Genomic DNA, 26,391 nt, shown 5'->3' with positions numbered 1-26,391 from the left:
AGGATGCGCCTTCGCGCGTTTCGTCTCCCTGCACGGTCAGCCCCGAAGCAGCCTCGCGTCCAGCGCCGCTCCGTCCCCGGAGCCGACGGCGGCGAGCGTGTACGCGACGCCCGCCGCCAGCTTCAGCCCCGGCGCCCGGAGGACGACGCGCCCGCCGCCCGCCTCGCGCGCTTCCAACTCGTACGTCCGCGGCGGCAGCGCCACGTAGCCGGTCGCCTGCCCGAATCGGACGTTCGACCATAGCGACGGGCCGCCGACGGCGGCGACGTCGAGCGCGGGCGCGCCCGGCGACCAATGCGCGAACCGGACGCGCGCCGTAGCCGGGGGCGCGTACGGGAAATCCGCGTACGCGAACAACGACGGCGCGTCGGAGGCGCCCGTCGCCGCGATCGTGTACGACGCGCCCGCCGCCGCCTTCCAAACGAAGGACGACGCGATTCCGCCGGCCTTCCATTCGACGCGGTACTGCCCGGCCGGCACCGTGAAATAGTCGGTGCACGCCTGGGGCGATATCGCCTGCAGCCACCGCTTGCCGTTCAACGACACATCGGCCGCCCCCCCGCCCGCGACGGCATGGAACGCCCTCACCCGGCACGTATCGACCGGAGCGGTGTCGGCGCCCGGAGAGGCGTCCGGAGAGGCGTCCGCCGAGGCGCCTTCGGCGAGGGCGGCGGATCGGTCCGCGCGCCCGCCGGGAGGATCGCGGCGCTCCGCCAGCGCCGCCAGCCGTTCCACATAGCGCCGATGCTTCTGGAAATAATACCCGTACGCCGTCTCGTCCCGATGCTCGTAATACCGGGCCAGCATGCCGTATGCGCTTGCCAGCGCCGCCGCTTCCCTCCATTCTTCGTCCCGCTCGAACATGCCGTATCCCCCTTTCCGCGCTTTCCCTCCTTAAATATATGGCTTGAGAACTGAATCATGCCGGACGGACCGTTTCCCGACGCGCCAAAGGCCCATGAGTATAATTTTACTGGTTTTATTTCAAAATAATGGTACTGGTAATTAGAGGAATACAAAGGAGATGTTCCCTGTGCACCTAGCCATCGCAGGTGCAGTCACCTTCGCATTGTGGAAATGGGCCGACCTTCGACACTGGCGGCGGTATCATGCAACAATCTTGTATTTTTGCGTCTGCAATTTGCTGTACCATTACTTGAACCAAGGCCGTCTGCTTTGGGCGCTGCACGGCGACCGGATCGTCGCTCACCACGCGCTGGCCGAATCCCTCTACACGTTTTACATTTTCCCCGCCACCGTCCTGCTGTTCCTTTCGCGGGCGCCCCGGGGGCACCCGGGCAGGCTCGCGCTGCACGTCGCGCAGTGGATCGTGATTTACAGCGTCGTCGAATGGTGTTATTTGGAGATCGGCTTGATTCGCCATCAGTACGGATGGAGCATGGGCTGGTCGATCCTGTTCGATTGCGTGCTGTTTCCGATGCTGCTGCTCCACGAACGCCATCCGCTGCTGACGTACGGATTGTCCGTCGTGTTTACGGTGGTATGGTTGGATTTGTTCGACGTGATCAGCGGATCGGCATTTTTGTGACCTAGGGTTCGCATTTCGAGAACCTCAGGCCGCCCATCCCCTCCCCGATGAGCGTTCGCCGCGTCTCCGGGGAAGCGCAACGGCGTTCGGTTTGCTACAATGGATAGCGTGCGGCAATGTTGCGAATGCGAATGGGGGCTGACCGAATGGAACTTGTCAAACGAAACACGGTAACGGCGATCGCGGAGCTCGAAGCGAGATTTCTAGAGCGCGAGGAGCTGATCCGGCTGGCGCTGCTCGGCGTGCTCGCCGGGGAGAACGTGCTGCTGCTCGGACCTCCCGGCACCGCGAAATCGCAGCTGGCGCGGGCGCTCTCGAGCCTGTTCGGCGGCGAAGGCTGGTTCGAATATTTGCTGACCCGCTTTACGACGCCGGACGAAGTGTTCGGCCCGGTCTCCTTGCAGGAGCTGAAACGGGACCGTTACGTCCGCCAAACGGAAGGATTTTTGCCCGCGGCGCGGTTCGCCTTCCTCGATGAGATTTTCAAATCCGGCAGCGCGATTTTGAACGCGCTCCTCTCTTTGTTGAACGAACGAGTGTTTTATAACGGACAGATGAAGGAAACGTCTCCCCTGCTGTGCCTGATCGCGGCGTCCAACGAGCTGCCGGAGGCGTCCGAGGGGCTGTCGGCGCTGTACGATCGGTTCCTGATCCGGTACGAGGTCGACTATCTTAAGCATCTCTCGAGCTACGAGCGCATGTTTTCGCTGCCGCAGGAGCCGGTGCCCGCGCTGCTGTCGGCCGCCGACGTCGAAGCGCTGCGCGAGCGTTCGCGCCGCGTCGCGCTCCCCGAGCCGATGGTGCTCTTCCTATATCGGCTGAAGACGGCCGCCGAGGAGCGGGACATGCCCGTCTCCGACCGCCGCTTGCGCAAAATCGGGGACGTCTGGCGCGTCTCCGCGGCGCTCAACGGCCGGGACGCCGTGTCCATCTGGGATACGGTATTTACGCCGCATATGCTGTGGGACGTGCCCGAGGCGCTGCCCGCCGTCCGGGAATGGTTCGAGGAGGCGTTCGACGCCGCGCTCGCCGTCGAGTCGGAAGCGGAGCTCGCCCTCGACAAATACGCCGCCACGCTTGCGCGCTGGTCCGCGCGGAAGCAGGAGCTTTACGGATATCAGTTTAAAAAGGAAATGAAATCCGGGAAGGCCGATTCCCGTCCCGAGGCGGCCGACGCGCTGCTCGCCGAATGCCGAGACGAGCTCGAAACGCAGGGGCAGTCGCTGCGACGCGCGCTCGTCCGCTTTCATGAACGCGAACGCGGACGCGCGGACGAGCTGCGGCGGCTGAACGCGCTGCTGCCCGATCCGAACGCGGCCGCGGCGAAATATGTGAGCGCCCGCCTCCGCGGGGAGCGCGTGCTGCACGATATGATGGAATTGTATCGTTCGTTGTTCGACGCGCCGATGCCGGGCGTCGACTACGACTTTACGTTATGATCCGGCACGCCGGCGTCGACCGGTACGTGTTCGAGCGGCAGCTGGGAGCGGACGCCGACGCCCGCGAGCGGGTCCGCACGGCGCGCAAGCAGGCGCCTTGGCTGACGGACGAGCTGTTCGCCGACGTCTTCTATTGCTTCTATCTCCCGCATCCGTCGGAGGAGGCGGGCGGCGGCGACGCGCCGCCGTTCCACCGCTGGCTCGTGAAGACGCTGATGCGGCAATATTTGTACGCCGTGCTGCGCCCGCGAACGGAAGGGTCGGCGCCCGCTTCGTTCCGAACGGCGCTCAAGGCTGTGTTATGGCTGAGCGCGAAATACGCCGAGGAGGCCGCCCGGCGCAAGCAAGACCGGCGCGAGATGCCGGCGCTCGCGGAGCGGGAGCTGCCCGGCGCCGGCGAAACGCCGGGCGCCTCCGGCGGCGCGGGCATGGATTTCGGCGACAACGCCTCCTCTTCGTCGGGGCGCAAGAAGGACGGACGCCGTTCGTCGGAGGCGGGCCGGGAGGCGACGCTCGCGGAGCGCATGGACGCGGAGCAGCTCGAGCGGCTGAAGCGGATCGGCTATCGGCTCGAGGAAGCGAAGCACGAAGCCGAGAAGCGGCAGTCGGCCGCGGACGCGAAGCCGCTCGCGGAGGCGGAAATCGCCGAGCTGCGCGAGCGCATTCTCGAGCTGCGGGAGGCGATGCGCACCGACTTCGTCCGCCGCGAGAAATGGAAGAAGAAGCTAGAGAAAGCCGAGGAAGAGCTCGCCGGCCGGCAGAAGGCGCTCGATCGGCTCGAAGCGGCGGAGAAAGCGGCGTTCGACACGCTCGACCGCGAGCTCGGCGCGTGGCTGAACGGTTCCCTGCAGCAGTCGCTCGGCGAAGAGGAACGCGAGACGAAAGCGCTCGACGAGCTCATCCAGGCGAGCCTGCGCTTCGCGAATCGCCGCTGGGGCAGCGATCTCGGCAAGCTGCGCCGCCAGTCGTACGGCCGCTATCTCGAGTGGGTCGAGCGGCTGAAGCGGCATCCCGATCTGATCGCCATGGCGCAGGAGGTCGGGCGCAGCGCCGAGCGGTTCCATCGGATCCGGCGCGAAATAAGGACGCGCACCGCGCCGGACCGGTACGACGAGCTCGGCCTCTCCGGCGACCTCGCGCATATGCTGCCGAGCGAAGCTTCGCTGCTCGCCGATCCGGATTACGAAGCCTATTTTCTGCAAAAATGGCTCGACGGCAAGCTGATGACATACAGCGCCCGTTCCCCTTCCAAGGAGCACGGCAAAGGTCCCGTCATCTGTCTGCTCGATTCTTCGCATTCGATGCGCGGCGCGAAGCTGCGGCTTGCGCAAATCTTCGTCATGACGTTCGCGGCGCTGACGCTGTCGGAATCGCGCGACTTCATCCTGCTGCTGTTCGGCGCGAAGGGCGAGCTCGTCGAGCGGCCGTTGTTCCACCGCCGCCCCGATTGGGAATCGTTTTACAAGCTGTCCCAGCTCGCCTTCGGCGGCGGCACGCACTTCGACGCCCCGCTGCGGCGCGGCATGCAGCTCGTGCGCGAAGGGCGCGCGTTCGCGGACGCGGACCTCGTCATGGTCACCGACGGCATCGGCGCCGTGTCGCCCCCCGTCCGCGAGGAGCTGGCGGAGCTCGGCAGCGCCGTGTCGCTTCGGCTCCACACCTTGATCGTCGGCTCCGCCCGCCAGCACAAAATCGCGCCCTACGACATCATGGGCGTGTCCCACGAGGTGCGCTTCGCGGCCGCTTGGGACGGACGGGACGACGCCGCGGAGGCGCTGCTGCTCGACGTGATGAAATAGCGGGAACTTTTTCGCTCGGGATCGCTTGACTTTGCCCTTGGGGAAATGTTGTACGATGCTCTTGCAAGTCGATTCGTACGAGAGGGGACCGACGGTTCATGACGAAATTGACGATCGGCCAAATGGCGCGGCTATGCGGCGTCACGCCGAAAACGCTGCGCCATTACGAGGACATCGGGCTGTTCGTGCCTGCGGAGGTGCATCCGGAAAACCAGTATCGATACTATACGCCGGATCAACTTCATCGGCTGCGATCGATTTTGTTTTTGCGGGATTTCGGCATCGGCCTCGAGACGATCCGCGAGCTCTCGGCCGGCGGCACGTTGTCGGACCACAGCAGGCTCGCCCCCGTCCTGCGGGAGCAGGCGAACCGGGTCCGCTCGACGATCGACGCGCAGACGGAGCTGCTCCGGCGCATCGACGCGGAACTCGAACGCTGGGAAGCTTCCGCATCCGACATTTCGGGAGGAAGAGCGATGGAAGCGAACATTGTGAAACTCGATGGATTCAAGACGGCGGGCATCGCGGTGCGAGACGTATGCGCGTCGCCGACGTTCGGTCAGGTGTGGGCGCGTTTTTTGCCGCAGGAAGGCGCGATCCCGCATCGCGCGAATCCGAACGTCAGCTTTGGGCTATGCTACGATTTCGACGGTGAACGAATTACCTACGCGGCCTGCGTTGGCGTCTCGTCGACGGACGGGCTGCCGGACGGCTTCGACGTCATCGACGTACCCGCCCAAACGTACGCGGTGTTCCCGCACCGCGGCCCGGTAAGCCGCATTTCCGAAACGTTCGCCCGCATTCACGACACATGGCTGCCGGCGCAGGGTCTGCAGCCGACGGAAGGCATCGATTTCGAATGGTACGACGAGCGGTTTTACGGTCCCGACGACGAATGTTCGGTGATTGATCTGTACATTCCTATCGTCGAGCCGGCGCCGGCGTAATGAAAACCGTCCGCCCGGGGAAAGTTAAGTCCGATACGGCCGATTTCGCAAAGGAGGACTTTCCCTTGGCAAACGAAAAGCATATGCATCCGATGTCCGGCGATCGCGTCGAAACGAACGCCGTATACAAAGACCCTTACGGCCACGAAGTGGAGCTGAAGGCCGGCGAAACGTTCCCGATGGACCCGCAGCTCGGCAAGGTCGAGTACGAAATGACGGCGCTATCTTACGCCGAGTGGCCGGACGACGTGCACGGCGACCGGACGGCGGCTGCGGAGGCGCATATTCCGGTATCCGGCGCCAACGAGGAGAAGGCGGAGCGCAGCCATGTTCGTCAGCTGCAGCATCGCCTGCACCGCGGGAACCGGTAATCCCGAACGTACAGCAAGAGCCCGCGGAAGGCTGCCGATGTTCCTGTCGGCGGGCTGTCCGGGGCTCTTCTTTCGTGCTATTCGCCTATTCCGTCTTCCGAGTGCTGCACGTTGCCGATCATCTTGTCGAGCCGGCGCAGCTGCCGTCCGTACTCGTATACCGCCGACGCGACGACGACGAGCGAGACGCTGCCGTTCGCCTCGCCTTCCGTTTGCTTGATCGCGTCCCGCAGCAGCTTCTCCGTCTGCTCGCCGATCCGCTCGTACAGCTGGTCGCCCGGCTTCATTTTCCCCTCGTACTTCAGCAGCGTATACTCGTGGTACCGAATGAGCTCTTCGAGCCGGTCGTCGAATTCCCGATCCGCCGATTCGTCCTTCCGCTGCGGAAAATAGTGCGTCTCCACCGCGTCCAGCACGAGCTGCCCGATCGTCATGGCGCGCACCATCTGCTTGTGAACGACGAGGTGCCGGCTCGGCTGCGAGCGGAATCGCCGCCATTTGCGCCATTCCTCCTCCAGCATGCCGTATCGCTCGTTGAGCTTGCGCACGATATCGTTCAGGCGGTCGCGCTGCGCCTTCGCTTCCCGCTCCTTCAGCTCGTCGCTGACGGCCGTGCGAATGAGCAGCGACATGATGCCGAGCGCGTCGCGGTAGCTGTCGAGGAACTGCTTCTTATGATTCGGCGGCATGACGATCGCGTTCACGAGGAACGCGGCGCCGATGCCGATGAGAATCGTGCCGAACCGCTCCAGCGCATACATCCACTCGCCGCCGGCCTCGAGCACGACGATCGTCGTGACGAGCGTCAGCGCTACGGTCGTTTCCATCCGCAGCGCCAGCGTGATGAGGATGACCGCGATGCACGTCAGCCCGACGACGACCTCGTTGACCGGCAGGACGAGGCTGACGCCGAGCGCCAGCATGGCGCCGAGCGTGTTCGTTTGCATTTGCTCGAGCAGATGCTGCCAGGAGCGGTACACGGACGGCTGGATGGCGAAAATGGCCGCGACCCCCGCGATCGTGACGCTTTCGGGGAACGCGAGCCGCGCGATATATAAGGCCAATGCGACGGCGATGCCCGTCTTGACGACCCGGGCGCCGATCGTAACGTTCATGGTGAGGTCCCTCCCTGCGTTCACTCACATCTTACCCGAAAAGCTCGATCGGAAGCAAAATTCGGCTCGTCCATTCGCCGCTTTGGCGCTCTCTTTCTGGCCCCCCGCCGCCATTATGTGTACCTCCTGCCCCACTTATGTAACTACCCTTCCGCTATTATGCCTACCTCCTGCCCATAACCGCCCGCTCCGGCGCTCTCCCCGCACTCCCCGCCGCCATTATGTGTACCTCCTACCCTACTTATGTAACTACCCTTCCGCTATTATGCATACTTCCTGCCCATAACCGCCCGCTCCGGCGCTTCCACCGCACCCCCCGCCGCCATTATGTGTGCCTCCTGCCCCACTTATGTAACTACCCTTCCGCTATTTTGCGTACCTCCTACCCATAACCGCCCGCACACGCTCTCCCCCCGTGCTCCCCGCCGCCATTATGGGAATCTCCTGCCTCACTTATGTAACCACCCTGCCGCTATTTTGCGTACCTCCTAGCCATAACCGCCCGCTCCCGCGCTCTCCCCGCACTCCCCGCCGCCATTATGTGTACCTCCTGCCCCACTTATGTAACTACCCTTCCGCTATTTTGTGTACCTCGTACCCATAACCGCCGGCTCCTGCGCTTCCACCGCACTCCCCGCCGCCATTATGTGTACCTCCTACCCAACTTATGTAACTACCCTTCCGCTATTTCGCGTACCTCCTACCCATATTCCTCGACGCAGCCCGCCATTCCGCTTGCCACGGCGCGACGAACGGATTTTGCTCTAGACAACCTCCGCCCGCCCTACTACAATAAAACTAAATGTGAAGCACACATGGAACCTAACCGGATCCATGCGTGCTTTTTTTATTTGTTAGAGGAGGTAGGCGAATGCACCCCGAGGTCAGAAAGTACGTGGAGTCCGTGGAGGAGAAGTTCCGGCGCGGCGGAATCGACACGCGGTTGAACGAAATCGAATGCATGTTTCTAGACCAAGTCTTCGGACCCGAGTTTTCGTTCAATTTCAACGGGCTCCACGCCCAGTTTCGCGTCAAAGACTACAAAGGAGGCAACCGGTTTCTCGATTTCTATTACGAATCCGGCGACATCCGTATCATCATTGAAATCGATGGCTATAGGTATCACGTCGACGGTTTAACCGCGCAGCAGTACGACGACCATCAAGAGAGGCAAAACGACCTCGTCTTAAGCGGTCGATGGATCCTAGTCCGGTTTACCGCGAACATGGTGATGAAGAAGCCGATGCTTTGCAGAAGGCAGCTCGTGCAAGCGGTGGGCAAATGTTTGATCGTCGCCCACCACTGCCAAATCTCCACGGTCGATCACCTCTGGGCGAAACGGAAATCCGAGATCGTTTCGCTCGCCGTCCAACGCGGGATCATTAAAGTGCAGCATGTCTCTCAACGGTTCGGCGTTACTCGAAAAACGGCTTATTTATGGCTGCAAAAGCTGGCGCACGACGGATCGCTCCTTCCGCATCGCCCGACGAATCGGCGCATTACCGGGTATTCGGTACCTAGCGGAACCCGGTGTCACGAAGGGACAGGGCATTAATGTGCAGGGGGTACTATCCATGCGGGGCGCGGATGGCGGGGCACTAATGCTGGGAGCGGATACGGGGCGCGGATGCGGGCCCGGATGGCCGGGCTGGATTGCGGGGCGCTGATGCGAGCGCGTATGGTCGGGAATGGATTGCGGGGCACGGATACGGGGTGCGGATACGGGGCGCGGATGCGGGCGCGGATGGCCGGGCTGGATTGCGGGGCGCGGTTGCCGGGTGGGGATGCGGGTGCAGATGGCCAGACGCGGAAGCGCGGTGCGGGAAGCGGACGCGGAAACCTAGTTCCAAGGGAGCGGTTTCCAGAGAGCGGCTGCGGGCGAGGATTGCGGGCAGCGGCGGAGCCACGGGCGGCCCGGCCCCCCAGCAACGCAACTGCCCTCCTCCCCCGACGCAAGCAAACCCCCGCCCCGGCGCGAGCGCCGAAGCGGGGGAGTTCCATTCAACTGACGACATCAGCATACCCGTTCGAGATACTGCCGGAAGCCGGCCACGTCCGTAAACAGCTCGTCGGGCGCAAGCGCCCGCAGCGCCTCGGGGTCGGCGGTGCCGGCCCACGCGGCGGAGACGATCGCGACGCCGACCTTCCGCGACGCCTCGATATCGCTGGGCGCGTCGCCGACGTACACGGCTTCCCCAGCCTCGATCTCGAACCGGTCCAGCACGCTGCGGATGCCTTCCGCCTTCCGCGGACCGTGCGGCGAGCCGGTTTCGACGATTTCGAACGCGTGCCGCAGGCCGAACGCCTCCAGCGTAATGTCCGTGCTTCTCGCGCCTTTGCCCGTCACCATCGCCAGCCGGACGCCGCGCGCTCTCGCGAAATCGAGAATGTCGGCGATGCCGTCGAACGGGCGGCCGCACATCGGATGCAATTCGCGGTAATGGGCCAAATACCGTTCGACGCCTTCTTCGTAATGATCGGGAACGAGCGCCCGGATCGTCCCTTCCTCCGAAGGGCCGAACGTCGCGACGATCTCCTCGTCGGACACGGCCCTGCCCGCGAGCGGCTCGATCGACTTCCGGAACGCGGCGATGCACAGCGGCAGCGTATCCCCGATCGTCCCGTCCAAATCGAAAATGATCGCTCGTATCATAAGAACGGCCTCATCCGAACCGGCTTACGAGTAACGCCGGATCACGGCGTCGAGCTGCGCGGCGACGGCGCCGGCGCCCCGCGACAGCGTCGCGGCGTCGAGCGTGAAGCGCACGTTCGTTTCGTCCATCTCGAGCGCTTCGGAGAACAGGCCGGCCAGCCCGCGAGCCCGGCGGTCGACTTGGAGGAACAAATCGATGGAGTCGCCTCTCGGGTGCATGATGACTTCGAGTTCGTCCAACCGGCCGCGGTACGGACCGGACATCGGGACGAATTCGAGCTCTTGGACGAACGCGCCGTAGCCGAAGCGCGGAGCATATTCGCAGTCCGCGTTGCGGAGGCGGAAGCCGAGCTCGGAGACGCCGTCGAGCACCGCCTGCATTGCCGCGTTCGGCACGACTTCGATTTTGTCGTCGTCGGTCGGGTCGACTGCGCTCTTGATGTCGAGCCCGGTTTTCAGCCAAACCGGCGTCCGTCCGACGGACAGCGGCGTCGTGAGCGGCAGCTCGAACGAGAACGGAATTTCCGAAGCGGCCTGGGGCTTCACGAGGAACGGCTCGGAGACGCGCGTTTTGGCGACTTCCGCGCTCTGGTACACTTTCCGGTCGTCGACTTCTTTCACGTACTGCGTCATGACCGAAATGTAGATCGAATCGACCTGCTGTTCGACGTTGCCGCCTTTGATTTTAACGACGCCGCGGACGAGCTCGCCCGGGGCGTACCGGTTTTTCTCCAGCACCGTATCGACCTGCGCCGCGCCGATGCCGATGCTCGCCATGACCCGATTGAAAAACGACATCCCAACCATCCTCCTATATGTATCGCGTTCTTACACAATCATACGAGTCGGAGCCGAAAAAGGTTTCCGAAATTTCGATCGCTGGCGAATGCAGCAAACCGTAGAGGCTATCCACGTCGGGCACGAAGAAGCCCAGCTGACAAGCGGCGCCCAGCTCCGGCCCAAACGCAAACAAGCGCCGCCGCGGAACGATCCGCGACGGCGCCGAACGATGGCCGCCCGCCGGTTACAGCGGCAGCAGCGCGACCTTGTCCCGCTTCTCCACCGCGTCGACCATCGAAAGCCACGCGGCGGGCTTCGGGTTCAAAATCTCATAATACGTGCGCAGGAAGCGCGCGATCAACGAACCCGGCAGGCTGTCCATGCTGTCGTCGGCAGGCTGGAAGCCCAAGTTCAACCCGCCGACCGCCTCGCCGTCGCCCTGCCAGGACGGATGCACGTAGTCCATGTCCAATCGCTTGTAGCCGAGATGCGCGAGCACCTCGCGGCGAACGTACGGGTTCATCGGCTTGACGCCGCCGAACCCGAGATCCTCGACCGCGTAAGGGTTGTAAATTTCCGCGAACATACCGAGCATCGGCCCTTCCGTCCGCTTCACCCATTCCGCCAAATCAGCGGATCGATGCTTGACAAGGAACGGCCCGATGCCGAGCCCTTCGCGCCCGATAATCGTAAAGTCGGTCATCGCGACGCGCATCTCCGGGTAGTACCGGTACTCCGTCGCGCCGACGACTTCGCCCTCGTGCACGGCGACGTACACGCGCAAGCCTTGATCCTTGAGCGGCTCTTCCCACAGCGAAAACTCGAGCACTTCCTCCGGCGGGAAAATGGTGCCCATCAGCGCGTGCATTTTGGCGAACAGCGGGTCTTCGATGCTTTGAATGCGGATATATTCCATATCTCTATCTCCTCTACTCTCGAATGAACGGATTTTTCCACTCCATCAACAGTGCGTAATTACGCGATTCTTCGTCTTCCAAGTAGTTCGGCACGACGCGCACGGGCGTCCGGCCGCAGCGCAGGAGGAACGTGATGACGGGATCCTTGAGGCGCCCCGCGACGACGGCCTCCGCGTATTCCTCCGCCGACAGCTCGTCCGCGTACCGATGATACCCCGACATGCGCCCGCCGCCGAGCAGCCGCTTAAGCTTCTTCTCGACGACCAGGTGGTACAGCGCGTACGCCATCGCTTTGCCGAACCCGTACTGGCGGTACCCGGGGCGGACGCTGACGTCGACGATGTACAGCGTGTCCCCGTTCGGGTCGTGCGTCGAAATCGTGCCCTCGCCCGTCGTCTCCGCCCACGTGTGCGCCGCCTCCGCAGGGTCGTATTGGACGATGAGGCCGGTCATCGAGCCGACGAGCTTGCCGTCCGCCTCGACGCACACCGCGCCTTCGGGGAACAAGCGCACGTGGGACGCGAGCTGCTCCTTCGTCCACCACAGCTCCGAAGGGAACGGCGGCGGGAAACATTCCCGCTGAATGTCGATCAGCGCGTCGAAATCGTCCGGCCCGTAATTGCGGATGACCGCCTTCATCGGCCGGCCCTCCCGATCGAACGCGAAATATTCGGAGCGATATGCCGCCATTACGCTCGCCTCACTTCCAGTCGGTGTACAAATCTGTGCGGCGGTCGCGCCACGTCGTGACGCTGCCCCGCTCGCGCACCTCGTAAAGCAGCTGCAGATTCAAATCGCCGGTCACGATCATGTCGTCGTTCACGACGCCCTCGGCAATGATGCCGGCCGGCGGGAACGGGATGTCGTTCGGCGCAAGAATCGCCGATTGGCCGTAATTGAGCCGCATGAAGTCGACCGTCGGCAGGCTGCCGACCGTGCCGGCCGTCACGACGTACACTTGATTCTCGACGGCGCGCGCGTGACTCGTGTACCGGACGCGGTAAAACCCATGGCGGTCGTCCGTGCACGACGGGCAAAAAATGACGTCCGCCCCCCGCGCCTTCGCCATCCGGACAATTTCCGGAAATTCGATGTCGTAGCACGTAAGGATCGCAATCGTCCCTTTCTCCGTCTCGAACACTTGGAACGAATCGCCGCCGCGCACGTTCCACTCCGTCACCTCGGTCGGCGTGATGTGCAGCTTCGGCTGCTCCCCGACCGTCCCGTCGGGTTTGAACAAATGCGCCGTGTTATACAAATAACCGCCGCGCTCCAACACGTGCGTGCCGGCGATAATATACATGCCGGTTTCTTTCGCTAAGCGGACGAACAGCTCGCGGTACGCTTCCGTATATTTCGGCAGCTCTTCGATGCCGCTCGCGGTTCCGGCCGCGTTCGGGATCGACAGCAGCTGGGTCGTGAAAAACTCGGGAAACAGTAAAAACTCCGTGCCGAACTCTTGCGCCGTTTTCACATAATGCTCCACCTGCGCGCGGAACTCGTCGAAGCTCTGGATCGTATGCAGATGGTACTGCACACTGGAAACTCTCATTTTCACTTCTCTTCGGCACCTCCGATACGTATCCTGACTTTACTTGATCATTGTACCAAACTTTGGTGCGGGAAACACCTTCTGCGGCGGGGCCAGAAGGCCCGCTGGGAGCGCAAGCATAACCCCGGGGTGAGGGCGAATACAATGGGACAAAGAGACCGGTTGCGGTCGCAAAGGAGGAGAGGCGCATGTTCGAGGCGTTGTTTCCCGGCGGGGGCTCGTGGCTGGCCGGGGCGAGCGGCTTCGCGGAGCGGTGGTGGTGGCTCGCCGCGGCCGGCTTGATCGCGTACGGGGCGTGGCGCTCGCATTGGCGCAGCCGGTACGTTCGCCGCATGCGGCAAACGTTCGAACTGACGAACCTGTACGTGAGGCCCCGCAAAGACAAGCTGTTCCCGCTGCTGCTGTCGCTGTCCGCCACGGAGGACGACCTGTACTATGTGTTCCGTTACCGCCTGAGGCCGGGCATGTCGGTCGCCCAATTCGAAGAGAAGAAAAAAATGTTCGAGGCGGCGTTCCATGCGGAAACGAAGGTGTTCGGCAAAGGCGGCGTCGTTACGATTAAAGTGAAAAAGCGGCCCTATCCCGTCACGACGCCGGCGGACCAAGCGATGTGACGGCGAAGGCGCCGCTTAAAGATTCCGGATCGTCCAATCGATCGGCTCGCGCCCCTGGGCGGAAAGCCACGCGTTGATGCGGGAAAACGGCTTGCTGCCGAAAAACCCGCGATGCGCCGACAGCGGGCTCGGGTGCGGCGAACGGATGACGAGATGCTTCCCGCCGTCGATGCGGGCGCCTTTCGCCTGGGCGTGGCTTCCCCAGAGGACGAACGCGAGCGGCTCCTCGCGCGCGTTGAGCGCCTCGACGACGCGGTCCGTGAACGTCTCCCAGCCTTGTCCCTTATGCGAGTTCGGCTCCCCTTCGCGCACGGTCAGCACCGCGTTGAGCAGCAGCACGCCCTGCTCCGCCCACGAAGCCAAGTGGCCGTGATTCGGGATCGGCGCGCCGACGTCGTCTCTCAACTCTTTGAAAATATTTTGCAGCGACGGCGGCGACGGCACGCCGGGCTTCACGGAAAAGCTAAGCCCGTGCGCCTGCCCCGGCCCGTGATACGGGTCCTGCCCGAGGATGACGACCTTGGTCGATCCGTACGGCGTCGCGTGCAGCGCATTGAAAATGTCGTGCGGTTCCGGATAAATCGTCTTCGTTCGATATTCCTCTTTGAGAAATGCTCGAAGCCGCAAATAGTACGGCTGCTCGAATTGGTCGCCTACCTGCTGCTCCCAATCGTTCCGCAAAATGCCCATCCGTCGCAGCCTCCTATTCTAAATAGACCGGCGTGCCGGTCCAATCCCAAAGCCACGAACCCAGCGTCCCCGCGAGCGTTGCCGTCGCAAGGAGCCAAAACGCCCGCTTCAGCCACCTTCTCCGCCGGTCCCGAATTTGCCGTTTGACGACGGTTCGCGATAACGACACGGAAATCACCTGCCTTCAAGATTTTGCCGCGCATGTATGGTAAAATGCCAGTAACTCGCCGGGCGTGTAACGCGCCTTATACTTTACCATCCTAACAAACGAGAAGCGAGAGAGAAAGACTTGTTTTGCTCAGTTTTGCGCATAATCGGAGGAGAGAAAAGCTGATGATTCGAGCCGTAATTTTCGATTTCGACGGTACGATTTTGGATACGGAATCCGTATGGTACGAGAGCTTCAGGGAAACGCTCGCCGAACACGGCGTCGAGCTGCCGCTGTCCGTCTTCGCCCAAGGCATCGGCACCTACGACGACGGCATGTTCCGCTATATCATGGAGAAGGTCGGTTCGGAGGAAGTGTTGGACGGCATCAAGAAGGCCGCGATTCTGCGCCACCACGAGAAAGCGGCCGCGCTGCGGCCGAGGGAAGGCGTCGTTAGCTATTTGCGGGAGGCGCGCGAGCTCGGGCTGCGGATCGGGCTCGCCACGAGCAGCCCGCGTTCTTGGGTCGAACCTTTCCTGGAAACGCATGAGTTGGCCGACTTTTTCGAAACGCTGTGCACCCAAGACGACGTCGAACGGGTGAAGCCCGACCCGGCCTTATACCGGCTCGCCGCGGAGCGGCTCGGCGTCGCGCCGGAAGAAGCGGTCGCCTTCGAGGATTCCGCCAACGGCGCGCGGTCCGCGGTCGCGGCCGGCGTCCGCTGCGTCATCGTGCCGAACCCGATGACGGAGGCGCTGCAGTTCGAGCGCTACGACGCCCGGCTCCGGTCGTTCGAGGAGAAGCCGCTCGCGCAATTGCTCGACTCGCTGGGGTAACCCCCCGGCGAGCGTTCGATTGCAAAATTCGACACCGCCGTCCCCCGCCGGAGCATGACGGACAACCCCCATGTAAATAGGAAATAAGACCCTGAAAACCAGCGCTTTCATCCCGCAAAAATAATGCCAACGCCCGATTTTTCCACGTCTATCTTCATACTTCCGCTCTAAAATACCAATTGTTGACTGTCGAATAAAATGCGCTTATAATCAACATTACCTACAAAAAATCGACAACATTCGAAATCGCTCTATCAACCAAATATATCACTGCTTCGATAATGGCAAATCCGTCGAAAGGCGGAGACGCAAAGCCTCGGACCTAAGGATGACGAATCTATGGTGGCCGGGTTACCGAAAAGTAGGGATTAGGGCAGAAACTATCCCGCTGGGGTAGTTTCTTTTATTTTCGGAAAGGAAGGTATATGCCCTATGGCCTTATCGGAACAGGACATGATCCGGCTGATCAACAAGCTGGATCTCGGCGGCCTCGAAGCGGAGGAAAGCGCGCCCGACGATCCCTCCCTCCGCTTCGGCATGAGCGCCGCCAAAATCGAGAACGGGGACATTCGCCTCGTCCCCGACGAACAGAACAGCCCCGTCATCCTCGAAGCCGTCGATCCGGTCGAGCTTCGCGTCAATGGCGTGCCGAGGAAGGGGCGCGTCGTCGTTCATCCGGATGACGAGATCGAATGGTCCGTCGCGCCGGAGCCCCTGTTTCGAATCGAAATCGCCGACGACCGCATGACTGCATGGTTTCATCTCTTCGCGAAGCGGCGCTTCGCCTGGAAACTGCTGGACCAAGAAGCGAGCGGCGAGCTCGTCGTCGAAGCCGTCGAAGACCCCGAACGCGTCGTGCAGGAGCTCGAGCTGAGCGACGTCCAAACCGTACTCCACGAAAAAAAATTGTTCTCGTACAACCGCAGGGCGATCGAAGCGGAGCTGCTGCAGCCGACGCACAAGCCGGTCGTCATCGCGGAGGGCCGTCCCCCGGTACAAAGCCGAGACGCCCAAATCGAACTGCTCTTCAACGAGAAGGTAGAAAGCAGTTTCGAGGAAGTGAACGGCTCGATCGACTTCCGCAATCATTTGAAGATCCCATCCGCGCAGAAGGGCGAAACCGTCGCCCGCAAAATACCTATGATCGCAGGGGAGGCCGGTTATGATATTTTCGGCTCGGTCATCGAGCCGAGACCAGCGAAGGATTTGATCCTCGTCGCCAAGGACCACACGCAGATCGTGGACGGCACGAACGTCATCGCGTTGAAAGAAGGCCGTCCGCGCATTACGGGCGGAGGACGCATCAAGCTGGTCAGCATCAACCCGTTTTACGTCGTTCCGGGGAACGTCGACTTGAAGACGGGCAACATCTTTTTCTCCGGCGACGTGTACGTCTACGGCGACGTCACGGACGGCATGGTCGTCGAAGCGCTGGGCAACGTCCATGTGTTCGGCAGCGTGTATAACGCCACGGTCACGGCGACCGGCAGCATTTTCATCAAAGGCAACGTCATCGGCGGCAAGCTGTACTCCGGCCACTTCGGCGTGCTGTACAACCGGCTGTACAACTTCACGAAAAAATTGAACGAGCAGCTGCTCTCGCTGCGCAACGCGTGGAAAATGCTCACCGACACGCTCGCTTCCCGCGGGGCGTCGGTTCCCTCCGGGCAATCGCTCCAGCTGCTGGCGGACACGAAATTCAAGGACATCCCGGTATGCGCGAAGGAGATACTGGGCTGCATCGCGACGATCCAGAACATTCAAAGCGGACATTTGGAGACGCTGAAGCAGCGGCTGCTCGCGCTCCTTCGTCCCTCCTGCTTCCTTCAGGTCGATCCGATCGCGTTCTTGAACGAGCTTCAGCAGATGCTCGGCGAAACGTCCGAAACGATCAAACGGAGCGAGGAAACCGTCGTGCAGATGGATATTCCGAAATGCCAGCTGTCCACGGTCATGTCCAACGGGGATATTCTGATCCGGAAAGAGGGCGTGCTCCAGAGCCAGCTGTATTCGAAAAACAATATCGTGTTTTACCAAAACGAAGCGGTGTGCAAAGGCTCGCAGCTGGAAGCCGGCAATACGATTTCGGCCATGATCGTGGGCGGGCTGTCCGGCGGCGCGTCGACGCTCAAGGCCGGCGCCAGCGTATACGTGCGGAAAATGTACGACGGAAGAATTTTCGTGCAGCGCTATTCCCAGGAGATTCTCGACACGGTGGAGAACATGAAGTTCTTCGTTCGGGATCAACGCCTGGTGGCGCAGCACGAGGTTTGAGGGTGAACGCCATGTCGAATCGCGGCATCCCGGAATCCATCATGAAGTATGTAGGGAAAAAGTTGAACAAAAACATGATTGCGCCCGGCGGCTCTTTGCTGCTCAAGGCGGAAGAAGTGCTGACGGAACGGCATGCGATCGTCTTCAGCCGCCTGAATGTCGATGTGCGGGACGGCGACGTGGACGATCCCGCTCCCGCGCGGCGCATGGTCGACGAAGCGATGGCGGAGGTAAGCGAACTGTTTCGCAGCGCGGCCAACGCGGAGACGGTCTACTTCGATCAAATCCGCAGGCGCGTCCTCCCGACGATCCGCAAGCTGACGGAAACCTGCACGCTGTACCACGTCCTCTCCGCCTTGCAGGAGAAGGACGATTACACGCATAAGCACAGCATCGCCGTCGCCGTGCTGTCCTCTCTGATCGGAAAATGGCTGCGCTTCGGGAAGGACGAACTGGAGCTGCTGTCGGGCGCCGCCCTTCTCCACGACGTCGGCAAAGCCCAGCTGCCGGCCGAGCTGCTGACGAAAACGGGCAAATTGAGTCCGGAAGAGTTCGAGCTCATCAAAAAACATACCGTGCTCGGGTACGAATTCATCCGGAACGTGCCGGGCTTCTCCGAAACGCATGCGATCGCCGCCCTGCAGCATCACGAACGGATGGACGGCAGCGGGTATCCGCACGGCCTTACGGGCGAGACGCACCGGTTCAGCCGGATCGTAGCCGTCGCGGACGTGTTCCACGCCATGCTTTCGCATCGGCCTTACAAACGCGCTCAGCCTTTCTACATAGTCGTGAAGGAAATGTCGAACGGCGCCTTCGGCCAATTCGATCCGTTGATCGTCGATTTGTTCACGCGCAAAGCGATGGAAGCGCTGATCGGCAACGAGGTGCTGTTGTCCGACGGCCGGCGGGCCCGCATCGTGCGGGTGAACGCGAACGACCCGGCCAATCCGCTCGTCATGCGGGGCGAACGGTTCATCGATTTAGCCCGTTCTCCGGATTTGAACATCGTCGAGGCGTCCCCCTCCGCGCGGGTCGTTACGAGTTGACGAGCGCCTCGCGCTCCGGAACGCCGGGGATTTTTTCCATCCACCCTTGAGCAATTGTATTCGAAAAACAATATCGTGTTTTACCGAAACGAAGCGGTGTGCAGCTGGAAGCCGGCAATACGATTTCGGCCATGATCGTGGGCATTCTGTTCGGCGGCACGTCGACGCTCAAGGCCGGCGCCAGCGTATACGTGCGGAAATGTACTACTGAAGAATTTTTGTACAGCGCTGTTACCAGGAGATTTCGACGCGTTGGAGAACGTGACGTTCTTTGTACGGGATCGAAGCCTGGTGGCGCAGCATGAAGGTTGAAGAGATAATGGCCATAAAATAGATAAGGGATATATATAAAAGCGTCCAATGTAGCATAAAATTATATTGTTTAAACGAAATTAATAGGACTATTTTCTCGTCGTCGATTGCCGTCGGATTTTCCTTTTATACCTTTTGGCTGTACTTTAAAATGGACCGGGTAAGAGACAGTTTCTGGCCACTGGTTTCTGGTTCGGAACGGGAAACACGACGGCACATTGGGTCGGGAATGATTCGGTTCGAGTCGCTTGCTCCTCCTGTCCAGAACGGCTAAGGGAACGCCACAAAATTCTGATTACGGCGCGTAAATTTCCGAAAGTAATTATTACGAGAAGCAATTGAAGCATGGACTTTCCACGATCTTTTGACGGGCTGCCCATTGCAGATTATACCAGCCAGCGAGTTTTGGAGGAATTAATTGCCGAAGCCAAGCTTTCAACGCATGCTGGCCGATCGTTCTATACATGGATTTGGATACGGCAACCAGGTTTGGAGGAGACGAATTCAACAATGTGCTTACGGAGATCCGAAATGAGTAGAGAGTCACTAGAGTTGTGAAAAAATTTAGAAAGCAAGCATTAAGTAAACCGTGGAGGATCCACTTTCCTCTTCCAGAATCGTCATCCCCTAGGACGACGTACATTCAGAAGCATTGATACAGCATACGGATTTTGCCTTGTTCCATGCCAAGCGAAAAGGAAGGAACAATCTAAAACTATACCGCGAAAGCAACGGAAGACGTATTTGGATAACCTCTGAACCGAAGTTCGTCATTACATAGTCGTAATATGCAATTTTTCGCCCCACCGGTGCGGCGCGATGGGTTTGGGCAGATTATCGTTCTCGCTATACAGTAAACGTTGTATCCCCTTCTCGATTATGTCCGATAGCTTGAATCAACCTCTCCCGAAAAACTTGATGCCATTATCCTTTGCAGGAATTGCTTGTTGTTACCGTATTAAATACGCGACACCAGTAATGAATGGTCCTTTTTCTGGAGGATTTAAAGATTAAATTAGCCCGCTAAACTTTGAGGACCAGCGGGGAAGCTTGCTTTTAAGAAGTCACTTCACCTTATAATAATCCACATACCATTCCGCAAACTTTTGTAGACCCTCTTCAATAGTAGTCGCTGGTCTAAAGCCCACAGCTTCCTGCAATTGATCGGTCGAAGCATAAGTAGCCGGTACATCACCTGACTTAATAAGCTCAAATATCTTTTGAAATTGCACTTCTTTGCCTAATGCATTACTTAATGCTTTCTCAAGTGTTTCAATAAACCGCATCAACTTCTCTGGGCTGTTGTTTCCGATATTGTAAACTTTATGTCGAACTTCACCTTCTGGTGGATTACTTAATAGTCGTTCGATTCCCTCAACGATGTCATCTATATAAGTAAAGTCACGATAGAGGTCATTTTCAAAATCACCATTATTAAATATTCTTATTGGTTCACCTGCAAAATACTTATTTGTAAATCCAAAATAGGCCATATCTGGTCGACCCATTGGTCCATAAACAGTGAAGAATCGAAGCCCTGTAGCTGGAATCTTATAAAGATGGCTATATGTATGTGCCATTAATTCGTTTGATTTCTTAGTAGCTGCATATAATGAAACTGGATTGTCAACAAAATCTGTTTCTTCAAACGGAACCTTCTTATTGGCTCCATAAACTGAACTAGACGATGCATATACAAGATGGTCCACTGGATTGTATCTACATGCCTCAAGGATATTGTAAAAGCCAATGATATTACTTTGAATATAGACATCCGGATTCTCTATTGAATACCTTACTCCTGCTTGAGCAGCGAGGTTTACTACAATATTAGGCTTATACTCTTCAAAGGCCTTCATTACCAAATCTTTGTCTGATATGTCACCTTTAATAAAAGTAAACTTCTCGTAAGGTTCCAAAATCCCTAAACGAGTATGTTTAAGGTACACATCATAGTAGTCATTGATGTTATCAATACCAACCACTTGGCAACCCTGTTCTAAAAGTTTTTTAGATAAGTGATATCCAATAAAACCTGCTGCTCCAGTAATCATATATGTTTTACTAAGATCAAGAGTTTTGTAATTCAAGATTCTTCGACTCCTTAACAGCTGCTCTAATTGCAGGTTTTCTTCCGATTGAGTGATACTCTACTCCTGCTTCTTGCATATCCTCAACAGCATATATGTTTCTACCATCATATACTAATGGTGTCCGCATTAATTTCTTATAGGTTTCAGGTATTACTTTTTTTATTTCCCCCCACTCGGTAAATATAAAACAGACATTTGCACCTTCCAAAGCATTCTCGATGTTGGAAACATAAGTGATGCTCCCTTTTCCATTCTTACCCCCTGGATAAACTTCGGCGAATTTTTCCGCACCAACGGGATCATAAGCATAAATTTCTGCACCTTGTTCTAATAATAAGGGCACATTCTTAAGAGATGCTGCCTCTCTTAAATCATCCGTTCCAGGCTTAAAAGTTAATCCTAACACCGCAACCTTAAGACCATTAAATGTGATGAGTCTCTTACTAGCCTTCTTATAAAGTATTGTTTTTTGTTCTTTGTTTACATCAATAGCCGCTTTTACCGTTTTGAGCTCATAACCGTTCTGTTTAGCAATATATTCAAGCGCTTTTGTATCCTTAGGGAAGCACGATCCACCAAAGCCAACCCCTGCATTTAAGAACTTACTTCCAATACGCTCATCATAGCTCATTCCCTTAGCTACATCCTGAATATCCGCTCCAACCAATTCACAAAGATTAGCTATGTCGTTCATATACGAAATTTTTAATGCAAGGAAATCATTGGATGCATATTTTATCATTTCTGCCGATCTTCTATTTACTGAAACAATCGGTAAATGAAACGGTTCATAGATCTTCGTTAATAATTCCTCAGCCCACTTACTTTCTGTCCCAACAATGATTCTCTCAGCATGAAGGGTATCATGTACTGCAGATCCTTGCGCTAGGAATTCAGGGTTTGATGCTACTTCAACTTTCACATCTTTAATTAAGAAGTCCTGAATAAACTGCTCCACTTTGTCATTCGTTCCAACTGGAACTGTCGATTTAACTACTACTAGACAATCTTTTTCTACTGATTCAGCAATTTGCCTAGCGACTGTAGCAATGTATGATAAATTTGCAGAGCCATCAGGTTGTTCCGGGGTGCCTACACCTATAAAAATTGCATCGGCATCTTTGTAGGCTGACTTGAAGTCTGTTGTATACTCAATCCTTCCAGCAGAATAATTTTTTTTCATTAAATCTTCTAAACCTGTTTCATAAATGGGGGGAACTCCCGACCTCATTAATTCTACTTTTTTTTCATCTATATCAACACAAGTTACCTTATGACCCACTTCAGCAAAACATACACCTGCCACTATGCCAACATAACCAGTACCTGCAACTGTTATTTTATACAAGGAAATTGCACCTGCCTTTTTCTCTATCACTTAAAACAAGCTAAAAAAACTCGTAGGGGTGTTATGGAAAATAGTTTTCTCTTAAATCTAAACTATTCATTAAGTAAAGAAGTATCAAATTCTTTTTCAACTGCTTTAAGGGCAGCTCCAATTACTTGGTGCATATCATAATATTTGTACGTAGCTAGTCTACCACCAAAGATAATATTATTTTGTTTCTCTGATAACTCTCTATACTTTTTGTAAATCAGGTTATTTTTATCATTGTTAATTGGGTAGTATGGTTCATCACCAGGAGCCCATTCAACTGGATATTCTTTAGTAATAACTGTTTTATCTTGTGTACCAAATTCAAAATGTTTATGCTCTATTATTCGTGTGTAAGGTGTTTTGCTATCAGTATAATTAACAACTGCATTCCCCTGATAATTGTCCGTTTGATGAATTTCATTTTCAAATTGCAAGCTTCTATATTCCAATTTTCCAAACTGATAATTAAAGAATTCATCTATCATTCCTGTAAATACAATCTTCTCGGCCTGAGTTTCTAGATCATTTCTTTCTCTAAAGAAATCAATATTAAGTTTTACATCAATACCTTCCAACATTTTCTCAATAATTTTATTATATCCACCTTCCGGTATACCTTGATATTTATCATTAAAATAATTATTATCATAATTAAACCTTACCGGTAATCTCTTAATTATAAATGCAGGCAACTCACTAGCACTTCTTCCCCATTGTTTTTCAGTATAGCCCTTAATCAACTTTTCATAAATATCTGTGCCAACTAATGATATAGCTTGTTCCTCTAAATTTTTAGGTTCTATTATACCAGCTTCGGCTCTCTGTTCGTTAATTTTATCCATTGCTTCCTTGGGGGTAACTACCCCCCAAAGTTTATTAAAGGTATTCATATTAAATGGAAGATTGAAAATCTCTCCCTTATAATTAGCTATCGGGGAATTCGTATATCTATTAAATTCTGCAAATTGATTTACGTATTCCCAAATTTCCTTACTATTTGTATGAAATATATGTGCACCATACTTGTGAACATTTATTCCTTCAATATTTTCACAGTAAACATTCCCACCGATATGATTTCTTCGATCAATGACCAAACATTTTTTCCCACGTTTATTTGCCTCAAAAGCAAAAGTTGCACCAAATAAACCTGCTCCAACAATGAGGAAATCATATTTGCTTTTCATATTCATTTCCTTTCCTTTCTATTTATCTAATTCTTGATTTTTTGATACAATTTTAAAATGTTATCATATAAAAAAATTGGAGTTTTCTCATAAAGAAGATGGACCATTCTATTTTTAATAGACCGTTTGTCCTTTTTTAACTTTTCATTTTTCCATTCAGTCATATTAAGATAATACTTGTATAATGATTGTTTAGGATGTCTGCAATTCTCTTCCCATGGGCGAGTCGTAGTAAATACAACAAAATGTATAATAATCGGTCTTTCGATAGCACCCCTTATTTCACCAGGGCTATAAAACTTTTCTAACTTAAATCTTTTTACCATTTTTTTATAAGATATCATAAAATAGGTTGTTAAAACATTATATCTTGGATGTAATACTAATGTTCTATTTGACATAATTCCGTTAATTGTCCCTTGATCATTATGGAAAACCTTACCTTTATGTAATTCAATAAATTCTACTAATTGTTTTGTTATTTCCTCCCTACGCCATTGCTCTATATTAATCATTAGCATCCCAGCATTAACGTAAACACTATCCTTATCTAAACCTACTTTTAGTTTTGTGTCCGGTGGTGCTGTGTCTAGAACTCCTGCTATTAAATTCCCTTTAAATTCAGTATTCCATAATTCTTTTAATGACCCTGCACAAACCATATCAACATCCATATAAAGTACTTTACATATATTTTTTGGTAAAATCTCAGGCAAAAAAATTCTAGCATAAGTAACAATTGGCAATGGAGGTTCGGATAATTCAGCTATAAACCCAAATTTCTCCTCCATATTACTGAAGTCATAAAAGACAATTTCTCTTTTGTATGAATTCACCAAATTTAATAATCTTTTTTTATTTTCTATACGAATGCCATTATCCAAAATATGAAAAGTGACCAAATTTGTATCTTTATTATTTTCCAATACAGAACATATAGCAACCGCCATATGCTGCACATAATTATCATCACTCGCCATTGCGATATGCATCAGCACCGTATCTCCTTATTTTTTCATAACGGCTTTCACTCTCTTTAATACTTCTAAAAAAGCCGTTCTATTTAATAGAAGGTTTCCAACAATTAACACAAACCCTATCCAAAATGTTGCTATTATCGCCGTGATTACCCAATCTTTATAGTTAGATATATCTAATGGACATATATAATCAAATGTTACTATACCTATAATACTGATCGACAATGTTTTTAAAATATTAAAAATAGTTGCCCTTATAGCTATTTCTGTTACTTTAGTGGTAGCAACTTTTATGAATATCACGAGAACAATAGTTACAGTAAAAAATGTTATAACTAATATCCCTTCAATTCTATATAACATCGCAAATAATATCGAGAGTAAAATACTAGTTATACTTGTAATTAGGAGTGGTTTACTTACCTCTTTAAATAAGCCAGCAGAATTAACTATTGTCATGTAAGGCATTGTAAGACCTTTTCCGACAAAATACGTAATAACAAATAAAAATGCTAGAATGGGATTAATATAATTGGCATCTGTTATTCCCTTAGTATATACATTTATAAATGGCAGAATTAAAATTGCCGAACATGAAAACATCCAGCTAGAAATGGTGAAACTTATTAATTCATATTCTTTATATGCTTTTATAAAAATATTTCTTTTTTGGGTAGCTAACAACCTGCCAAAACCAGCCTGTAATCCATTATTTAATGAACTTAATACTCCATCAAGTCCACTAAAAACCAAGTTATAAATTGCGTATATACTTACTTCAGTTACTCCTATAAGTATTGAAATAATAAAAAATGGACTGTTCCAAATTAAAAGTCCGGCCACTTGCATTATCAAGACATCGTTCCTATTATCAAATGATATATAATGCCCCTTAAAATTATAATTAACATTTGGATATTTTCTCTTAATATAAAAATAAATTATTGCAAACCTTATGAAGTAAGTTGAAAGAGCTGTTGACTGCACTAATGCAATATTAAAATCTAATAATGCCATACCAATTATAATTATTGAATTTATGATTAAAACTAATATTGAAACTAAATTGATAACATAACTTCTTTGATCTGCTACTAATAAAACGCGATATTTTGATAACAAAAAGAATTCAATTGAACCTGAACAACCCACAATTAATACTAACAAAAATACAGTAATTTTTGGAATCTCTTCTGCATTTATAATAAAAGGATATATAGAAGAAAAGCCAATCACTAAAGTTGAATAAACAATTCCAATTCTCCAATAATAATGTTTAGTTGATGACAATATTTTATTAATATCATTGTTATCCTCAACTTCTAATGGCTTATAAAGTTTATATATAACTGCACCAGCCAATCCTAACTCTAATACACTAAAATATCTAATAAACTGTGCAATTGCCATTACTAGTCCATTTGTCGAAGAGCCATACACTTCAATTAGGATTCTAGGTTGTATAAAACCAACTATAATTGCCAAAAATTGAAACGCGAAAGATGTAATAGTACAATATAACGCTTTTTTTGCTCTCATGACTACATTGTCCTTCTTTTTTGATGACGTAAAATTGCTTTCGTATCAAAGTTTGGCCTATTCAATCACAAAAGAGTATAATATTCTTCTAGGGATTGCTGTGACGTCACCAAAAAAAGAACCCTGCTCGATGACTACCAGACGGATGGTTGGAAGAGGCGGTTACTGT

Annotated in this window: 24 protein-coding genes and 1 riboswitch; of the genes, 10 read left to right on the top strand and 14 right to left on the bottom strand. The window is 54.3% G+C overall.

Features of this window, described 5'->3' with window-relative positions; translation table 11 throughout:
• Positions 1 to 36: 36 nt before the first annotated feature.
• Positions 37 to 864 carry a DUF4397 domain-containing protein gene (locus VE009_RS08870; protein ID WP_325007031.1) on the bottom strand — a complete coding sequence of 276 codons (828 nt, stop codon included), beginning with the start codon at positions 862 to 864 and terminating at the stop codon, positions 37 to 39.
• Between the two features lie 169 nt (positions 865 to 1,033).
• Between VE009_RS08870 and VE009_RS08865 the strand changes: the two genes are divergently transcribed.
• The 5 genes from VE009_RS08865 to VE009_RS08845 all read left to right on the top strand — a co-directional run bounded on the left by VE009_RS08865 (position 1,034) and on the right by VE009_RS08845 (position 6,105).
• Positions 1,034 to 1,549, top strand: a complete 516-nt coding sequence (locus VE009_RS08865) for a CBO0543 family protein (protein ID WP_325007030.1) — start codon at positions 1,034 to 1,036, stop codon at positions 1,547 to 1,549.
• Between the two features lie 146 nt (positions 1,550 to 1,695).
• Positions 1,696 to 2,988, top strand: coding sequence for an AAA family ATPase (locus VE009_RS08860; protein ID WP_325007029.1), 1,293 nt, complete (start codon positions 1,696 to 1,698; stop codon positions 2,986 to 2,988).
• The gene (locus VE009_RS08855) at positions 2,985 to 4,787 is read left to right on the top strand and encodes a hypothetical protein (protein ID WP_325007028.1); all 1,803 of its coding nucleotides are present in this window, start codon (positions 2,985 to 2,987) and stop codon (positions 4,785 to 4,787) included. The genes VE009_RS08860 and VE009_RS08855 overlap by 4 nt, the downstream gene beginning before the upstream one ends.
• 98 nt (positions 4,788 to 4,885) lie before the next feature.
• A complete protein-coding gene (locus tag VE009_RS08850; RefSeq protein ID WP_325007027.1) occupies positions 4,886 to 5,734 on the top strand; it encodes a MerR family transcriptional regulator in 849 nt (282 codons plus the stop codon).
• A 65-nt stretch (positions 5,735 to 5,799) separates the two neighbouring features.
• Positions 5,800 to 6,105, top strand: coding sequence for a hypothetical protein (locus VE009_RS08845; RefSeq protein WP_325007026.1), 306 nt, complete (start codon positions 5,800 to 5,802; stop codon positions 6,103 to 6,105).
• Between the two features lie 77 nt (positions 6,106 to 6,182).
• On the opposite strand, the gene VE009_RS08840 is transcribed toward VE009_RS08845, so the two are convergent.
• Positions 6,183 to 7,220, bottom strand: coding sequence for an FUSC family protein (locus VE009_RS08840; protein ID WP_325007025.1), 1,038 nt, complete (start codon positions 7,218 to 7,220; stop codon positions 6,183 to 6,185).
• 871 nt (positions 7,221 to 8,091) lie between these two features.
• Between VE009_RS08840 and VE009_RS08835 the strand changes: the two genes are divergently transcribed.
• Entirely contained in the window at positions 8,092 to 8,775 is a 684-nt protein-coding gene (locus VE009_RS08835; protein WP_325007024.1) for a hypothetical protein, read from the top strand.
• A 459-nt stretch (positions 8,776 to 9,234) separates the two neighbouring features.
• On the opposite strand, the gene VE009_RS08830 is transcribed toward VE009_RS08835, so the two are convergent.
• The 5 genes from VE009_RS08830 to VE009_RS08810 form a co-directional block, all read right to left on the bottom strand.
• On the bottom strand, positions 9,235 to 9,873 hold the full coding sequence (locus VE009_RS08830; RefSeq protein ID WP_325007023.1) for an HAD family hydrolase: 639 nt from the start codon (positions 9,871 to 9,873) through the stop codon (positions 9,235 to 9,237).
• Between the two features lie 24 nt (positions 9,874 to 9,897).
• On the bottom strand, positions 9,898 to 10,671 hold the full coding sequence (locus VE009_RS08825) for a sporulation protein (RefSeq protein WP_325007022.1): 774 nt from the start codon (positions 10,669 to 10,671) through the stop codon (positions 9,898 to 9,900).
• A gap of 226 nt (positions 10,672 to 10,897) precedes the next feature.
• Positions 10,898 to 11,569 carry a GNAT family N-acetyltransferase gene (locus VE009_RS08820; protein WP_325007021.1) on the bottom strand — a complete coding sequence of 224 codons (672 nt, stop codon included), beginning with the start codon at positions 11,567 to 11,569 and terminating at the stop codon, positions 10,898 to 10,900.
• 13 nt (positions 11,570 to 11,582) lie between these two features.
• The gene (locus VE009_RS08815; protein WP_325007020.1) at positions 11,583 to 12,260 is read right to left on the bottom strand and encodes a GNAT family N-acetyltransferase; all 678 of its coding nucleotides are present in this window, start codon (positions 12,258 to 12,260) and stop codon (positions 11,583 to 11,585) included.
• A gap of 10 nt (positions 12,261 to 12,270) precedes the next feature.
• The gene (locus VE009_RS08810; protein ID WP_325007019.1) at positions 12,271 to 13,128 is read right to left on the bottom strand and encodes a carbon-nitrogen hydrolase family protein; all 858 of its coding nucleotides are present in this window, start codon (positions 13,126 to 13,128) and stop codon (positions 12,271 to 12,273) included.
• A 182-nt stretch (positions 13,129 to 13,310) separates the two neighbouring features.
• Here VE009_RS08810 and VE009_RS08805 point away from each other — a divergent pair, with 182 nt between their 5' ends.
• Positions 13,311 to 13,736 carry a hypothetical protein gene (locus VE009_RS08805; protein WP_325007018.1) on the top strand — a complete coding sequence of 142 codons (426 nt, stop codon included), beginning with the start codon at positions 13,311 to 13,313 and terminating at the stop codon, positions 13,734 to 13,736.
• Positions 13,737 to 13,751: 15 nt separating this feature from the next.
• Here VE009_RS08805 and VE009_RS08800 read toward each other — a convergent pair whose 3' ends face one another.
• Positions 13,752 to 14,426, bottom strand: a complete 675-nt coding sequence (locus tag VE009_RS08800) for a uracil-DNA glycosylase (protein WP_325007017.1) — start codon at positions 14,424 to 14,426, stop codon at positions 13,752 to 13,754.
• Positions 14,427 to 14,439: 13 nt separating this feature from the next.
• Positions 14,440 to 14,595 carry a hypothetical protein gene (locus VE009_RS08795; protein WP_325007016.1) on the bottom strand — a complete coding sequence of 52 codons (156 nt, stop codon included), beginning with the start codon at positions 14,593 to 14,595 and terminating at the stop codon, positions 14,440 to 14,442.
• 164 nt (positions 14,596 to 14,759) lie between these two features.
• Here VE009_RS08795 and VE009_RS08790 point away from each other — a divergent pair, with 164 nt between their 5' ends.
• The 3 genes from VE009_RS08790 to VE009_RS08780 all read left to right on the top strand — a co-directional run bounded on the left by VE009_RS08790 (position 14,760) and on the right by VE009_RS08780 (position 18,733).
• Positions 14,760 to 15,410: an HAD family hydrolase gene (locus VE009_RS08790; protein WP_325007015.1), complete on the top strand. Its 651-nt coding sequence runs from the start codon at positions 14,760 to 14,762 to the stop codon at positions 15,408 to 15,410.
• Between the two features lie 273 nt (positions 15,411 to 15,683).
• Positions 15,684 to 15,769: riboswitch (cyclic di-GMP riboswitch) on the top strand.
• Positions 15,770 to 15,842: 73 nt separating this feature from the next.
• Positions 15,843 to 17,684: a FapA family protein gene (locus VE009_RS08785; RefSeq protein ID WP_325007014.1), complete on the top strand. Its 1,842-nt coding sequence runs from the start codon at positions 15,843 to 15,845 to the stop codon at positions 17,682 to 17,684.
• 11 nt (positions 17,685 to 17,695) lie between these two features.
• Complete coding sequence (locus VE009_RS08780; protein ID WP_325007056.1) at positions 17,696 to 18,733, top strand: HD-GYP domain-containing protein; 1,038 nt, start codon at positions 17,696 to 17,698, stop codon at positions 18,731 to 18,733.
• Positions 18,734 to 20,109: 1,376 nt separating this feature from the next.
• Here the strand turns inward: VE009_RS08780 and VE009_RS08775 are convergent.
• The 5 genes from VE009_RS08775 to VE009_RS08755 all read right to left on the bottom strand — a co-directional run bounded on the left by VE009_RS08775 (position 20,110) and on the right by VE009_RS08755 (position 26,222).
• Positions 20,110 to 21,135, bottom strand: a complete 1,026-nt coding sequence (locus VE009_RS08775) for an NAD-dependent epimerase/dehydratase family protein (protein WP_325007013.1) — start codon at positions 21,133 to 21,135, stop codon at positions 20,110 to 20,112.
• Complete coding sequence (locus VE009_RS08770; protein ID WP_325007012.1) at positions 21,116 to 22,486, bottom strand: UDP-glucose/GDP-mannose dehydrogenase family protein; 1,371 nt, start codon at positions 22,484 to 22,486, stop codon at positions 21,116 to 21,118. The genes VE009_RS08775 and VE009_RS08770 overlap by 20 nt, the downstream gene beginning before the upstream one ends.
• 92 nt (positions 22,487 to 22,578) lie before the next feature.
• Positions 22,579 to 23,703, bottom strand: coding sequence for a UDP-galactopyranose mutase (gene glf / locus VE009_RS08765; protein WP_325007011.1), 1,125 nt, complete (start codon positions 23,701 to 23,703; stop codon positions 22,579 to 22,581).
• A 26-nt stretch (positions 23,704 to 23,729) separates the two neighbouring features.
• On the bottom strand, positions 23,730 to 24,695 hold the full coding sequence (locus tag VE009_RS08760; RefSeq protein WP_325007010.1) for a glycosyltransferase family 8 protein: 966 nt from the start codon (positions 24,693 to 24,695) through the stop codon (positions 23,730 to 23,732).
• A gap of 15 nt (positions 24,696 to 24,710) precedes the next feature.
• Positions 24,711 to 26,222: a hypothetical protein gene (locus VE009_RS08755; protein ID WP_325007009.1), complete on the bottom strand. Its 1,512-nt coding sequence runs from the start codon at positions 26,220 to 26,222 to the stop codon at positions 24,711 to 24,713.
• Positions 26,223 to 26,391: the final 169 nt, after the last annotated feature.

Source organism: Paenibacillus sp., from assembly GCF_035645195.1.
Lineage (GTDB): Bacteria > Bacillota > Bacilli > Paenibacillales > YIM-B00363 > Paenibacillus_AE.
This window is presented reverse-complemented; position numbering and strand designations above follow the sequence as displayed.